The sequence below is a fragment of the Streptomyces sp. Wb2n-11 genome (genome assembly GCF_001049855.1).
Classification (GTDB): domain Bacteria; phylum Actinomycetota; class Actinomycetes; order Streptomycetales; family Streptomycetaceae; genus Streptomyces; species Streptomyces altiplanensis.
In genome coordinates this window covers 2665594-2679371 of record NZ_CVPB01000001.1, presented here as the reverse complement: position 1 = coordinate 2679371, position 13778 = coordinate 2665594, and the positions used below count along the sequence as shown (strand labels likewise).

General features: G+C 72.1%; 11 protein-coding genes and 2 pseudogenes. 9 read left to right on the top strand and 4 right to left on the bottom strand.

Annotated elements, in window-relative coordinates:
- Positions 1-8 precede the first annotated feature (8 nt).
- A pseudogene (locus BN1555_RS11865) lies at positions 9-1588 on the bottom strand (acyl-CoA carboxylase subunit beta).
- A gap of 105 nt (positions 1589-1693) precedes the next feature.
- On the opposite strand from BN1555_RS11865, the gene BN1555_RS11860 reads away from it, so the two are divergent.
- From BN1555_RS11860 to hutH, 5 genes and pseudogenes are all read left to right on the top strand, one after another.
- Positions 1694-2575, top strand: coding sequence for a biotin--[acetyl-CoA-carboxylase] ligase (locus tag BN1555_RS11860; RefSeq protein WP_093799358.1), 882 nt, complete (start codon positions 1694-1696; stop codon positions 2573-2575).
- Between the two features lie 306 nt (positions 2576-2881).
- On the top strand, positions 2882-3988 hold the full coding sequence (locus tag BN1555_RS11855; RefSeq protein ID WP_255306402.1) for an adenylate/guanylate cyclase domain-containing protein: 1107 nt from the start codon (positions 2882-2884) through the stop codon (positions 3986-3988).
- A 41-nt stretch (positions 3989-4029) separates the two neighbouring features.
- Positions 4030-4830, top strand: a complete 801-nt coding sequence (locus BN1555_RS11850) for an enoyl-CoA hydratase/isomerase family protein (RefSeq protein ID WP_093799357.1) — start codon at positions 4030-4032, stop codon at positions 4828-4830.
- Between the two features lie 62 nt (positions 4831-4892).
- Positions 4893-6040 (top strand): annotated as a pseudogene (locus BN1555_RS41305) (diguanylate cyclase).
- A gap of 213 nt (positions 6041-6253) precedes the next feature.
- Complete coding sequence (hutH, locus tag BN1555_RS11840) at positions 6254-7801, top strand: histidine ammonia-lyase (RefSeq protein ID WP_093799356.1); 1548 nt, start codon at positions 6254-6256, stop codon at positions 7799-7801.
- Between the two features lie 35 nt (positions 7802-7836).
- Here hutH and BN1555_RS11835 read toward each other — a convergent pair whose 3' ends face one another.
- Positions 7837-8133, bottom strand: coding sequence for a hypothetical protein (locus BN1555_RS11835; protein WP_093803347.1), 297 nt, complete (start codon positions 8131-8133; stop codon positions 7837-7839).
- 109 nt (positions 8134-8242) lie between these two features.
- Here BN1555_RS11835 and BN1555_RS11830 point away from each other — a divergent pair, with 109 nt between their 5' ends.
- The 4 genes from BN1555_RS11830 (at position 8243) to BN1555_RS11815 (ending at position 12398) form a co-directional block, all read left to right on the top strand.
- Positions 8243-8578 carry a hypothetical protein gene (locus BN1555_RS11830; protein ID WP_093799355.1) on the top strand — a complete coding sequence of 112 codons (336 nt, stop codon included), beginning with the start codon at positions 8243-8245 and terminating at the stop codon, positions 8576-8578.
- Between the two features lie 191 nt (positions 8579-8769).
- A complete protein-coding gene (locus tag BN1555_RS11825) occupies positions 8770-10041 on the top strand; it encodes a L,D-transpeptidase (RefSeq protein ID WP_093803345.1) in 1272 nt (423 codons plus the stop codon).
- A gap of 162 nt (positions 10042-10203) precedes the next feature.
- Positions 10204-11655, top strand: a complete 1452-nt coding sequence (locus BN1555_RS11820; protein ID WP_093799354.1) for an ABC transporter permease — start codon at positions 10204-10206, stop codon at positions 11653-11655.
- Between the two features lie 59 nt (positions 11656-11714).
- Positions 11715-12398, top strand: a complete 684-nt coding sequence (locus BN1555_RS11815) for an ABC transporter ATP-binding protein (RefSeq protein WP_093799353.1) — start codon at positions 11715-11717, stop codon at positions 12396-12398.
- A gap of 30 nt (positions 12399-12428) precedes the next feature.
- Here BN1555_RS11815 and BN1555_RS11810 read toward each other — a convergent pair whose 3' ends face one another.
- Entirely contained in the window at positions 12429-12893 is a 465-nt protein-coding gene (locus tag BN1555_RS11810; protein WP_093799352.1) for a GNAT family N-acetyltransferase, read from the bottom strand.
- Entirely contained in the window at positions 12890-13738 is an 849-nt protein-coding gene (locus BN1555_RS11805; RefSeq protein WP_093799351.1) for a helix-turn-helix transcriptional regulator, read from the bottom strand. Before BN1555_RS11805 ends, BN1555_RS11810 begins: the two co-directional genes overlap by 4 nt.
- Positions 13739-13778: the final 40 nt, after the last annotated feature.

Sequence of the window (13778 nt, the reverse complement as noted above, 5' to 3'; positions counted from 1 at the left end):
TGGAGCTCCTAGAGGGGGATGTTGCCGTGCTTCTTCGGGGGAGGGATTCCCGCTTCGTGCGCAGCTGACGCAGCCCGCGCACGATGTGCCGGCGGGTGTCCGACGGCATGATCACCGCGTCCACGTAACCGCGCTCGGCGGCGACGTAGGGATTCAGCAGCGTGTCCTCGTAGTCGGAGATCAGCTCCGCCCGGACCGCCTCCGGGTCCTCGGCGGCGGCGATGGTGCGCCGGTGCAGGATGTTGACCGCGCCCTGCGCGCCCATCACCGCGATCTGCGCGGTCGGCCACGCCAGGTTCAGGTCCGCGCCCAGGTGCTTGGAGCCCATGACGTCGTACGCGCCGCCGAACGCCTTGCGCGTGATGACCGTGATCAGTGGGACGGTCGCCTCCGCGTACGCGTAGATCAGCTTGGCGCCGCGCCGGATGATGCCGCCGTACTCCTGGTCCACACCCGGCAGGAAGCCCGGCACGTCCACGAAGGTGAGCACCGGCACGTTGAACGCGTCGCAGGTGCGGACGAAGCGCGCGGCCTTCTCGGACGCGTTGATGTCCAGGCAGCCGGCGAACTGCATCGGCTGGTTGGCGACGATGCCCACCGGCCGGCCCTCGACCCGGCCGAAGCCGGTGATGATGTTGGGCGCGAAGAGCGCCTGCGTCTCCAGGAACTCGCCGTCGTCCAGGACGTGCTCGATGGCCGTGTGCATGTCGTACGGCTGGTTGGCGCTGTCCGGGATGAGCGCGTCCAGCTCGCGGTCCTCGTCGGACGTCTCCAGGTCGGCCTCCTCCGGGAAGGCCGGCGGCTCGCTGAGGTTGTTCGAAGGCAGGTACGAGAGCAGCGACTTGACGTACTCGATCGCGTCCTTCTCGTCACCCGCCATGTGGTGCGCGACACCCGACGTGGTGTTGTGCGTGCGCGCGCCGCCGAGCTCCTCGAAGCCGACGTCCTCACCGGTCACCGTCTTGATGACGTCGGGGCCGGTGATGAACATGTGCGAGGTCTGGTCGACCATCACCGTGAAGTCGGTGATCGCGGGCGAGTAGACCGCGCCGCCGGCGCACGGGCCGACGATCAGCGAGATCTGCGGCACGACCCCCGACGCGTGGACGTTGCGGCGGAAGATCTCGGCGAACAGGCCGAGCGCGACGACGCCCTCCTGGATGCGCGCGCCGCCGCCGTCGTTGATGCCGACGACCGGGCAGCCGGTCTTCAGCGCGAAGTCCATGACCTTGACGATCTTCTCGCCGTAGACCTCGCCGAGCGATCCGCCGAAGATCGTGAAGTCCTGCGAATAGACGCAGACGGGGCGGCCGTCGACCGTGCCGTAGCCGGTCACCACGCCGTCGCCGTACGGACGGTTCTTCTCGATGCCGAAGTTCGTCGAGCGGTGCCGGGCGAACTCGTCGAGCTCCACGAACGACCCCTCGTCCATGAGCAGGTCGATCCGTTCACGGGCCGTCAACTTGCCCTTGGCGTGCTGCTTTTCGACCGCGCGCGCGGAGCCCGCATGCGTCGCCTCGTCGATGCGGCGCTGCAGATCCGCGATTTTGCCCGCGGTGGTGTGGATGTCTGTCTCGGGCTCGGACATCGGGATGCGGCTCCCTGCCTGGTCAGCGGACGGCTACTGGCACGTAGCGTAGCGGCGCGTGTGCCGCCCGGCAGTGCGTCGTTTGCCACACCTACGCTGGGTTGCATGACGCCTCCCGATGCTTCAGACAGCCGTTGGTCCGACCTCGGCCGGCCGCCGCTCAACGCCGACGCGCTGCGCCGCGCACTGGTGCGGGAGGGCGGCCTGTGGACGTCCCTGGACGTCGTGCCCTCCACCGGCTCCACCAACACCGACCTGGCCGCGCGGGCCCAAGAGCTGCCCGAAGGGGCGGTGCTCGTCGCCGAGGAGCAGACCGGGGGCCGCGGACGCCTCGACCGGCGCTGGTCGGCGCCCGCGCGCTCCGGGCTCTTCTTCTCCGTACTGCTCAAGCCCACCGGGATCCCCGTGGAGAAGTGGGGCTGGCTGCCGCTGCTCGCCGGCGTCGCGGTGGCGACCGGGCTGTCCCGGTCCGCGGGCGTCGACACGGCACTCAAGTGGCCCAACGACCTCCTGGTGACGGCCGGGGGCGAGGAACGCAAGGCCGGCGGCATCCTCGCCGAGCGGGCGGCGGACGGTGTCGTCGTCGGCATCGGCATCAACGTCACCCTGGCGGAGGAGGAGCTGCCGGTCCCCGGCGCGGGGTCGCTCGCGCTCGCCGGAGCGGTCTCCACGGACCGCGATCCGCTGCTGCGCTCCGTGCTGCGTTCGCTCGGACAGTGGTACGGCGAATGGCGGGCGGCAGACGGCGATCCGGCGGCCTGCCGGCTCCAGGAGGCGTACGTGGCGGGGTGCGCGACGCTCGGCCGCACGGTGCGGGCGGAACTGCCCGGCGGCCGGTCGGTGACCGGCGAAGCGGTGGCCGTCGACGGTCACGGGCGGCTGGTGCTGGCGACGGAGGAGGGGGTCCAGCAGCCGGTGGGGGCCGGTGACGTCGTCCACCTCAGGCCGGGGCCGGGCGCGGAGGGTGCGCACGGGACGGAGGAGTGAGGTAGGGCACACCTGCCGTATCGTTGAGGCGATCCGCGACGGATCGCGCGACAGACGATCGGCAGGACACAGGGCAGTGCGCAGGGAACGGGCAGGAGGCGGTACGTGACCGTCGACGACACGGGGTCCCCTGCGGGCGAGCGGCGGGACCGGGACACGGACCCGGGGGCCGGCACGCCCGCGCCCTCCGGCTCCGGCGCGGGCAAGGAGCCCTCCGCGGGTGCGGCGGCCCCGTCCGGCCCCGGCGCGGGCCCGGTCCACGGTGTCGTCCGGGCGGACGGGGCCGGCGGCGGGGTGCCCGCCGCCGTGGAGCCGTCGCCGTACCCCACGCCCCACCACGCCGTCGACCACACCGCGGAGCCGACCGACAATCCGCTCGCCATCCGCCTGGAGCAGCTGATCCTCGGCGCCGAGCGCCGCTACACCCCCTTCCAGGCCGCCCGTACCGCCGGCGTCTCCATGGACCTCGCCTCCCGGTTCTGGCGGGCCATGGGCTTCGCCGACATCGGGCAGGCCAAGGCCCTGACCGAGGCGGACGTCCTGGCCCTGCGGCGGCTCGCCGGTCTCGTCGAGGCGGGGCTGCTCAGCGAGCCGATGGCGGTGCAGGTCGCCCGGTCCACCGGGCAGACCACCGCCCGGCTGGCGGAATGGCAGATCGATTCCTTCCTGGAGGGGCTGACCGAGCCGCCCGAGCCCGGCATGACCCGTACCGAGGTCACGTATCCGTTGGTCGAGCTGCTCCTGCCCGAGCTGGAGGAGTTCCTGCGCTACGTCTGGCGGCGCCAGCTGGCCGCCGCCACCGGGCGGGTCGTCCAGGCCGCCGACGACGAGGAGATGGTCGACCGGCGGCTCGCGGTCGGCTTCGCGGACCTCGTCGGCTTCACGCGGCTGACGCGGCGCCTGGAGGAGGAGCAGCTGGGCGAGCTGGTCGAGGCGTTCGAGACGACCTGCGCGGACCTCGTCGCGGCCCACGGCGGCCGGCTCATCAAGACGCTCGGCGACGAAGTCCTCTACGCGGCGGACGACGCGGGCACGGCGGCGGAGATCGCGCTGCGGCTCATCGAGACGATGGAGGCCGACCAGACGATGCCGGCCCTGCGCGTCGGCATCGCCTTCGGCACGGTCACCACGCGCATGGGCGACGTCTTCGGCACGACCGTGAACCTGGCCAGCCGGCTCACCTCGATAGCGCCGAAGAACGGGCTCCTCGTCGACGGGGCGCTCGCCGAGGAGCTGTCGCGGACCGGTGACGCGCCGGTCTCCGAGGCGCAGGCGTCGGCCGAGGCGGAGAAGGCGGAGCAGGAGGGCGTCACCCCGCCCTCGTACCGGTTCGCGCTCCAGCCGATGTGGCAGCGGCCGGTGCGCGGACTCGGCACGGTCGAACCATGGCTTCTGACCAGGCGCCCCACCTAGGATCCTTCCGGTAACGATCGTTAACCGGGAGGGTGTGCGGCATGAGCGGGGAACAGGAACGCTTCGGAGAGTTCGTCGGCGTACGCAGGCACGGGTACGTCGCCGAGCTGGTCCTCGACCGGCCCAAGGCGATGAACGCGGTGTCCACGGACATGGCCCGATCCATCGGGGCGGCGTGCGACGCGCTGGGCGCCGATCCGCGGGTGCGGGTGACGGTGGTGACGTCCAGCAGCGAGCGGGCCTTCTGCGTCGGGGCGGACCTCAAGGAGCGCAACTCCTTCACGGACGCCGAACTGGTACGTCAGCGCCCGGTCTCCCGGGGCGCGTACACCGGCGTGCTGGAGCTGCCCATGCCGACGATCGCCGCCGTGCACGGCTTCGCGCTGGGCGGGGGCTTCGAGCTGGCGCTGGCCTGCGACCTGATCGTGGCGGACCGCACGGCGGTGGTCGGGCTGCCCGAGGTGTCGGTGGGCGTCATCCCGGGCGGCGGCGGTACGCAGCTGCTGCCCCGGCGGGTCGGGGCGGCGCGGGCGGCGGAGCTGGTGTTCACGGCGCGGCGGGTGGAAGCGGCGGAGGCGGCCGGGCTCGGTCTGGTGGACCAGCTGGTGGACGCCGGCCAGGACCGCGAGGAGGCGCTGGCGCTGGCGGCGCGGATCGCCGGGAACTCGCCGGTGGGACTGCGGGCGGCGAAGCGGGCGATGCGGCTCGGGCACGGGCTCGACCTGCGGGCCGGCCTGGAGGTCGAGGACGCGGCGTGGCGGTCGGTGGCCTTCTCGGGTGACCGGGTGGAGGGCGTGGCGGCGTTCAACGAGAAGCGCGCGCCCCGGTGGCCGGGCGAGTAGGGCGGAAAAGCGAGTAAGGATCGTATCGATACAAATCTCCTCAAAATCCCTAAGCTGAGGAGATGGGTGAGGATGCGCGGCTGCGGGCCGTGGTGACGCTGGCACAGGCCATGGCGGCGGCGCGCACCCCGCGCGAGTCCTGGCGGGCGGCCGCGCTGGGGGCGAAGGAGGCGCTGGGGGCAGCTTCGCGGCGATCTCGGTGTGGGAGCGCGAGCTGGGGCGGCTGCGGGTGCTCGTCAACGCGGGGGCGCGGGCGGTGGGGGAGGAGGAGTTCCCCGAGGAGGAGACCTACCCCGTGCACCGGTTCCCGGAGATCGCGGAGTTCCTCCACGAGGAGTGGGCGGGCGGGGGCGGGCCGCACGCGTGGGTCGAGACGGCGGAGGGGCCCCCGGAGGGGGACGGGGGCTCCCCCGGGTACTGCCACCAGCGGGTGGCGGCGCTGCGGCGGCGCGGGCGCGGGTCGTGCGTGGTCGCGCCGATCGTGCTGCGGGGGCAGGCGTGGGGGGAGCTCTATGTGGCGCGGCCGGCCGGGGAGCCCGTCTTCGGCCGCCCCGACGCGGACTTCGCGACGGTGCTCGCGTCGGTGGTGGCGGCCGGGATCGCCCAGACGGAGCTGCTGGAGGAGGTCCGCAAGCTCGCGTTCACCGACCCGCTGACGGGGCTGGCGAACCGGCGGGCCGTCGACATGGGGCTCGACGAGGCGGTGGAGCGGCACCGGGAGTCCGGGACGGTCGTCAGCCTGGTCGTCTGTGACCTGAACGGCCTGAAGCGGGTCAACGACTCCCTCGGCCACGCGGTGGGCGACCGCCTGCTGGAACGCTTCGGCTCGGTGCTGTCCGTGTGCGGCGCGATGCTGCCCGGGGCGCTGGCGGCGCGGCTCGGGGGTGACGAGTTCTGCCTGCTGGCGGTGGGGCCGTCGTCGGACGCGGTGGTGAGGGTGGCCGAGGCCCTGTGCGTACGGGCGGCGGAGATGGACCTGGGGGAGGGGGTCGCGTGCGGCGTCGCCTCGACCGGCGATCCGATCGGGCCGGTGCGCAGCGCGCGCCGCCTCTTCCGGCTGGCGGACGCGGCGCAGTACCGGGCGAAGGCGGCACGGTCGGCGAAGCCGGTGGTCGCGGGGCGGGACGGGGCGGTGGTCCGGCTCGCGGACGCGCCTCCGGCCGCGCCGCACGAGCGGCGGGCGTTCCGGGGGCGGTGGCCGGAGGGGTGACGGGCCCCGGGCGCCCTCCGGGCGTGTCCTCCGTCATCGGACGGGCTTGGTGCGGCCGCCGGCTTCCGGCCCGTCCGCCGCTTGGGGACCGGGATCCGGGGCGGAGCGGGGGAAGCGCCGCGGGCGGCCGCACGTCCGGCGCCGGGTAAGGAGTCAACCGCCGGTCGGGTAGTGACAGGAAGGGATTCAATCCGTAGGGTTCTGAATATGGATATGCAAACAGTCGTGCTGGGGACGTCCGGAACGACCGCAGCGGACGTCATCGCCGTCGCCCGGCACAACGCCAGGGTCGAGCTCTCCGAGGAGGCCCTCGCCGCCCTCGCCGCCTCGCGCGAGATCGTCGACGCGCTCGCCGCCAAGCCCGAGCCCGTCTACGGCGTCTCGACCGGGTTCGGCGCCCTCGCGACCCGGCACATCAGCCAGGACCTGCGCGCCCAGCTGCAGCGCAACATCGTCCGGTCGCACGCCGCCGGCATGGGCCCGCACGTCGAGCGCGAGGTCGTACGCGCGCTGATGTTCCTGCGGCTCAAGACCGTCGCCTCCGGCCACACCGGTGTACGCCCGCAGGTCGCCCGGACCATGGCGGACCTGCTCAACGCCGGGATCACCCCCGTCGTCCACGAGTACGGTTCGCTCGGCTGCTCCGGCGACCTCGCCCCCCTCAGCCACTGCGCCCTCGCGCTGATGGGCGAGGGCGACGCCGAAGGCCCCGACGGGGTCGTCCGGCCCGCCGGGGAGCTGCTCGCCGCGCACGGCATCGTGCCCGTCGAGCTGCGCGAGAAGGAGGGCCTGGCCCTCCTCAACGGCACCGACGGCATGCTCGGCATGCTGCTCATGGCGATAGACGACCTGAAGCGGCTCTACACCTCCGCCGACATCACCGCCGCGCTCAGCCTCGAAGCGCTGCTCGGGACCGACAAGGTCCTGGCGCCCGAGCTGCACGCCCTCCGGCCCCACCCGGGCCAGGGCGCGTCCGCCGACAACATGCTCCGCGTCCTCGCCGGCTCCGGCCTCACCGGGCGGCACGCCGAGGTCACAGGCGACGCCCCGCGCGTCCAGGACGCCTACTCCGTGCGCTGCGCCCCCCAGGTCGCCGGCGCCGGGCGCGACACCCTCGCGTACGCGCTGACCGTCGCCGAGCGGGAGCTCGCCTCCGCCGTCGACAACCCCGTCGTCCTGCCCGACGGCCGGGTCGAGTCCAACGGCAACTTCCACGGGGCGCCCGTCGCGTACGTACTCGACTTCCTCGCCATCGCCGCCGCCGACCTCGGTTCCATCTGCGAGCGCCGCACCGACCGGCTTCTCGACAAGAACCGGTCGCACGGGCTGCCGCCCTTCCTCGCCGACGACGCCGGCGTCGACTCGGGCCTGATGATCGCCCAGTACACGCAGGCCGCCTTGGTCAGCGAGATGAAGCGGCTCGCGGCTCCCGCCTCGGTCGACTCGATCCCGTCCTCCGCCATGCAGGAGGACCACGTCTCCATGGGCTGGTCGGCGGCGCGCAAGCTGCGTACCGCGATCGACAACCTGACGCGGATCGTCGCCGTCGAGCTGTACGCCGCCACGCGCGGCATCGAGCTGCGCGAGGGACTCACCCCCGCGCCCGCCTCGCAGGCCGTCATCAAGGCCGTACGGGAAGCGGGGGTCGAGGGCCCCGGGCCGGACCGCTACCTCGCGCCCGACCTCGCCGCCGCCGACGCCTTCGTGCGGGCGGGCGGACTCCTCCAGGCCGTCACGGCCGTGACCGGGCCCCTCGCGTAACCGGACGGAACGTCGGAGGGCGACAGGGCCGTGCGTCAGACCGGGCGCGCGGCCCTGCGCATCGAGAACGCCACGAACCCGGCGCCCACGCCGAGGAACGCCGTCCCGCCGATCAGATACGGGGTCGTGTCCACGCTGCCCGTGTCGGCGAGCGCGAGATCCCGCGAGGCGCTCATCCCGGCCTGCTGGAACTGGGGCCGGGGCTGGGACTGGGCGGGGGGCTGGGCTGGTGTCTCCTTCTCCGCCGTCGCATTGGCGGACGGGACGAACCACAGGGCACACAGCAGTGTGCCCGCAGCGGTGGCGGTCAGCAGCGGTCGGCGTGCGGACACGTAATCGATCCCCCTTGAGGCAACCGGGAATTGGCCGTGTGCGCCGATGCTAATGAAAGCAGCGGGTCGCAGGAAAGTCGTGAGGGCCCGTGGGCCTACGCTCCGACGCATGAACGCAACTGACACGTCACGCTTTGTCCGGCTCCAGGTGGAATTGGTGCTGGAAATTTCCGATCCCGAAACGCTCACCGGAGCCGCTCTCGCCCACGTCACGGAAGACACGCACGCCCAGGACGCCGAACGGACGCATGCCCGGTCCGCGGTGCGGGAAGACGTCGCGGAGGCCCTCGCCCACCTCGTGGACCCGTTCGACCTGATCGGCGACGTACCCGGGGTGGAGCTCGCGCAGGCGTCGTGGAGCAGCGAGCGGATCGACTACAACCCGGACGCCGTGGAGTGGGACCTGGATGAGGACGACGAAGACGACGAAGAAGGGCCCGAGTGACTTCTCGGGGAGGCCCGGCGGAAAAGAACGCGCCGCTGCCGCAACCGGCGGCGGTGTGGCCGCGTCGATGAGTGGTGTTCCCCACATTCTTCCCGGATGTGGAACGGACGTACCGGTCCAGGAGTTCTAAGGCATTGGCAGGGAGACGCTGCCCAGCGCCCTGCCCGGGGATTTGTGGGGAATCGGCAATGATGGAGAAGCGTGTGATGACGGACAGCAAGCGGCGCAGGGGTCTTGTGGCCGCGTCCGCACTGCTCAGCGGCGTTCTGGTCCTTTCGGCCTGCAGCGACGGCGGTGACAAGGGCGGCGCCACGGCTGCCGAGAGCTCGAAGAAGTCACAGGCCGAGGTCGACGAGGCGGCGGCCAAGGACACCTCCAAGGCGCGAATAGCGATCACGCCCAAGGGCGGGGCCGACAACGTCAGCATCAACCGCGGCACCAAGGTCACCGTCAGCGACGGCAAGCTGACCGAGGTCACCATGACCTCGTCGGCCGGCGAGAAGGTGGCGGGCACCATCACCGCCGACGGCAGCAGCTGGAAGCCGGACGCGCAGCTGGAGCGCTCGACGACGTACAAAATCTCGGCGACGGCGGCCGACTCCGAAGGCCGTGAGGCGCACGAGAACGGGTCCTTCACCACCGTCTCGCCCGCCAACAGCTTCATCGGGAACTTCACGCCCGACGACGGCTCCAAGGTCGGCGTCGGCATGCCGGTGTCGATCAACTTCGACAAGCCGATCACCGACAAGGCCGCCGTCCAGAAGGGCATCACGGTCACGTCGAGCAGCGGCCAGGAAGTCGTCGGCCACTGGTTCAGCCCGCAGCGGCTCGACTTCCGCCCCCAGGAGTACTGGCAGGAGGACTCGACGGTCACCATGAAGCTGGCCCTCGACGGCGTCGAGGGCGCCGAGGGCATCTACGGCGTCCAGGACAAGACCGTCACCTTCACCGTCGGCCGCAACCAGGTCAGCACCGTCGACGCCCAGACGAAGACCATGACGGTCACGCAGGACGGCAAGACGGTCAAGACCATCCCGATCTCCGCGGGCGCGCCCGAGAACCCGACGTACAACGGCCAGATGGTGATCTCCGAGAAGTTCAAGGAGACCCGGATGAACGGTGCGACGGTCGGCTTCACGGACGACGACGGCAAGGGCGAGTACGACATCAAGGACGTGCCGCACGCCATGCGGCTGTCCACGTCGGGCACGTTCATCCACGGCAACTACTGGGGCGCCGACTCGATCTTCGGCAGCGCCAACACCAGCCACGGCTGCGTGGGCCTGAACGACGCCAAGGGCGCGAACGACCCGAACCAGCCCGGCGCGTGGTTCTTCGACAACTCCCTCGTCGGCGACGTGGTCATCGTCAAGAACTCCCCGGACAAGACCATCAAGCCCGACAACGGCCTCAACGGCTGGAACATGGACTGGGAGCAGTGGAAGGCCGGCTCCGCGGTCTGATCCGAGCTCTCCGAGCCCCTTCCCCGGCTCTCCGCAGCAAGCGCGGCGGCGGGCGCCCCCCGACCTCTGGGGCGGCGCCCGCCGCCGTTCGCGTTCCCGCTTCTCATACGGCTCTCAGACCGGCCTTATCCGGCGATCACGAGCCGCCCGTACCTTCGCGCCATGTTCTTCACCTACCTCCGGCGCGAACTGCGCCGCCGCAGAAGGGCGGCGCTCGTCGTCGCCTCGGGCCTCGCCCTCGGCATCGCGCTGGTCATCGTGGTCGGTTCGGTCTCCACCGGCATGGGCCGCGCCCAGGACAAGGTCCTGGAATCGCTGTACGGACTGGGGACCGACATGACGGTCACCAAGGCCGCCACGCCGCCCGGCGAGAACGACACCAGCCGCAGGCCGCGCTTCGAGTTCGACGCCAGGGACAGCGGCGACGACAAGGAGCAGAGCAGCGACCGGGTGATGGTGCAGGGCTTCCAGACCCTGGCGTCCTCCACCGTCGGCAAGGTCGCGGAGCAGGACGGCGTCGCCGACGCGGTCGGCGGCCTGAGCCTGCAAGTCCTCAAGGTCAGCGGCCAGTTCAAGCGCGGCGAGGTCGAGAAGGCGCAGCCCGCGCAGCCGGGCGGACCCGGCGGCGGCACCGGAGGCGGCGGCGCGGTACGGGGCGGTGGCGCCGCGTTCGGCGTCGACTCCTTCTCCGTCTACGGAACCGACGTCACCGAACCCGCCCTGGGCCCGCTCACCTCCTCCGAGATCACCTCGGGACGCACCTTCACCAAAGCCGAGACCGACGCCGAGGTCGCCGTCGTCGACAGCGCCTACGCACAGGAGAAGAAGCTCAAGACCGGCGGGACCGTCACCGTCTCCGGTACGAAGTACAAGGTCGTCGGCATCGCGACGGTCGACAGCGGCGAGGCGGCCGCCCACGTGTACGTCCCCCTCAAGCAGGCCCAGACCCTGGCCGACGCCGAGGACAAGGTCACCACCGTCTACGTCAGGGTCACCGACTCGCAGCGCATCGACGGCGTCGAGTCCGCGGTCCGGAAGAACATCCCGGGTACGACCGTCACCACCTCCGCCGACCTCGCCGACACCGTCTCCGGCTCCCTCTCCACCGCCTCCGGCCTCGCCGCCGGCGTCGGCACGTGGCTCTCCGCCGCCGTGCTCGCCGCCGCGTTCCTGGTGGCCGGGCTGCTCACCTCGTCGGCGGTCGGCCGGCGCGTACAGGAATTCGGCACGCTCAAGGCGCTCGGCTGGAAGAGCGGCCGCGTCACCCGCCAGGTCGTCGGCGAGGCCCTGGTCAACGGTCTGCTCGGCGGCGCGCTCGGCATCGCAGTGGGTGTCGGTGGCGCGTACCTGATCACCGCGACCAGCCCCACGCTTACGGCCCAGCTGGGTGGCGGTGGCGGCGCCACGGTGACCGGTCCCGGCGGCGGCATGGGAGGCCCGCTCCGGCAGGCCCCCGGCAAGGCCGTCGACATCGCGCTCACCGCGCCCGTCTCCCTCACCACCGTCGCCCTCGCCGTCGCCCTGGCCGTCGCGGGCGGGCTGATCGCGGGCGGCTTCGGCGGCTGGCGCGCCTCCCGGCTGCGCCCGGCCGACGCGCTGCGCCGCGTCGCCTGACCGCCCGCGCCCCTTCTTCGTACTTCGTACTTCGCACAGCAGGAGTTGAGACCTCACCCATGTACCAGCTCAGAGGCGTCACCAAGCGCTACCGGCGCGGCAAGGAAACCATCGACGCGCTCGCCGGCGTCGACCTGACCATCGAGGACGGCGGCCGCCTCGTCATCCAGGGCCCCACCGGCGGCGGCAAGTCCACCCTCCTCCAGATGCTCGGCGGCCTGGACCGGCCGACGGCGGGCAGCGTCGAGCTCGACGGCGTCGACCTGGCCGCGCTGCCGGAGGCCCGGCTCACCAGGGTCCGCGCCGAGAGCATCGGCTTCGTCTTCCAGAGCTTCAACCTCATCCCCACCCTCACGGCCCAGGAGAACGTCGAGACGGCGCTCGTGCCGCTGGGCCTGAAGGCGGCGGACCGGCGCGAGCGGGCAGCGGAGGCGCTGGGCTCCGTGGGCCTGGGCGAACGCCTCACGCACCTGCCCGGCGAGATGTCCGGCGGCCAGCAGCAGCGCGTCGCGATCGCCCGCGCGCTCGTCAAGCGGCCCAAGGTACTGCTCGCGGACGAACCCACCGGCAACCTCGACGAGTCGATGCGCGACGAGATCATGGAACTGCTCGAAGGGCTGTGGAAGGAACACGGACTGACCTTCGTGATGGTCACCCACGACAGCACCCTCGCCCGCCGCGCCCCGCGCCTGGCCACGATCCGCAAGGGCCGCGTCACGGTGACGGAGAACGCGACGGCCTGACCTCCCGTCCCCGCACCCGCCGGCGCCGCCTCAGGCCCGCGGCGCCCACACGTAACGGACGTCCGGCTCGCGCTCCTCGTTGCGCGAGCCGTCCGTCCGCTCGGCCGCACGGAAGCCGTGCCGCTCGTAGAAGCGGTGGGCGGGCCCGTTGACCTGGAAGGTCCACAGCTCCAGACCGCCGGGCGAGCGCTCCTTCGCGAGCTCTGCGAAACGGTCGCCGATCCCGCGCCCCCGGTGGTCCGGCGCCAGGTACAGCTGCTCGATCCGGCCGGGCTCCAGCGCCATCATCCCCACCACGGCGCCGCCGCTCTCCGTCACCCACGTCTCCTGCTCCGGCACCACGGCGTACCGGAAGAAGTCCCGCACCCCGTCGTCGCTGTGCGCCCGCTTCACCGTGGGCAGCGCCGCGTCGTACGACCGCAGCCACACCTCGGCCACGGCGGCGGCGTCGTCGGGCCCGGCCGCCCGGCGCAGGGTCACCGTCGTGTCACTCATGCGGCGTACTCCACATCGGTGCCCCAGTTCGCCAGCAGCTGCAGGGATTCCCGCGAGGGCGAGCCCGGCTCCGCGTGGAAGGTGATCAGGTGCTGCTCCGGGTCGTCGGGCAGCGTCAGCGTCTCGTACGCCAGGGTCAGCTCACCCACCAGCGGGTGGTGCAGGCGCTTGGTGCCGTGGCCCCTGTCCTTCACGTGGTGCGCGGCCCACAAGCTCCTGAACAGCTCGCTCTTCACCGACAGCTCGCCGACCAGCGCGGACAGCAGCGGATCGTCCGGATGACAGCCCGCGTCCAGCCGCAGGTGGCTGACGACCTCGCACGCCTTGAGCTCCCAGTCGGCGTACACGTCCCGGAAGCCGTCGCCCAGGAAGAGGAGACGCGCGAGGTTGCGCTCCTCGGCGGGGAGCGCGGTGATGTCGCCGAACAGCACGCGGGCCATGCGGTTGCAGCCGAGGATGTCGGTGCGCCGCCCCATGACGTACGCCGGCACCCCTTCCATGGTGTCCATCAGCTGCTGGACACCGGGCCGCAGACGCTGCGGCCGCGCCGGACGCCTGCGCTTCTGCGAGGGCTTGGCGAGATGGGTGAGGTGGTCGCGCTCGGCGTCGGACAGCCGCAGGGCGCGGGCGATCGCGTCCAGCACTCCCATGGACACGTTGCGGCCGTTCCCCTGCTCAAGACGGGTGTAGTACGCCACCGAGACCCCCGCCAGCTGCGCCAGCTCCTCACGGCGCAGGCCCGGCACACGGCGGTGCCTGCCGAAGTCGGGCAGGCCCACGTCCTCGGGCTTGAGCCGCGCACGGCGGGAGCGGAGGAACTCACTCAGTTCGGCGCGCTGGTCCATAACAGTCAAGTATTGCCTGTCGTACGACGGTGATCCTGTC

Coding starts and splice junctions, on each gene's coding strand:
- BN1555_RS11825 (WP_093803345.1), top strand. CDS start 8,770: ATGGAGAAGCGTGTGATGACGGACAGCAAGCGGCGCAGGGGTCTTGTG.
- BN1555_RS11810 (WP_093799352.1), bottom strand. CDS start 12,893: ATGAGTGACACGACGGTGACCCTGCGCCGGGCGGCCGGGCCCGACGAC.
- BN1555_RS11850 (WP_093799357.1), top strand. CDS start 4,030: ATGAGCGGGGAACAGGAACGCTTCGGAGAGTTCGTCGGCGTACGCAGG.
- BN1555_RS11860 (WP_093799358.1), top strand. CDS start 1,694: ATGACGCCTCCCGATGCTTCAGACAGCCGTTGGTCCGACCTCGGCCGG.
- BN1555_RS11830 (WP_093799355.1), top strand. CDS start 8,243: ATGAACGCAACTGACACGTCACGCTTTGTCCGGCTCCAGGTGGAATTG.
- BN1555_RS11815 (WP_093799353.1), top strand. CDS start 11,715: ATGTACCAGCTCAGAGGCGTCACCAAGCGCTACCGGCGCGGCAAGGAA.
- hutH (WP_093799356.1), top strand. CDS start 6,254: ATGCAAACAGTCGTGCTGGGGACGTCCGGAACGACCGCAGCGGACGTC.
- BN1555_RS11805 (WP_093799351.1), bottom strand. CDS start 13,738: ATGGACCAGCGCGCCGAACTGAGTGAGTTCCTCCGCTCCCGCCGTGCG.
- BN1555_RS11820 (WP_093799354.1), top strand. CDS start 10,204: ATGTTCTTCACCTACCTCCGGCGCGAACTGCGCCGCCGCAGAAGGGCG.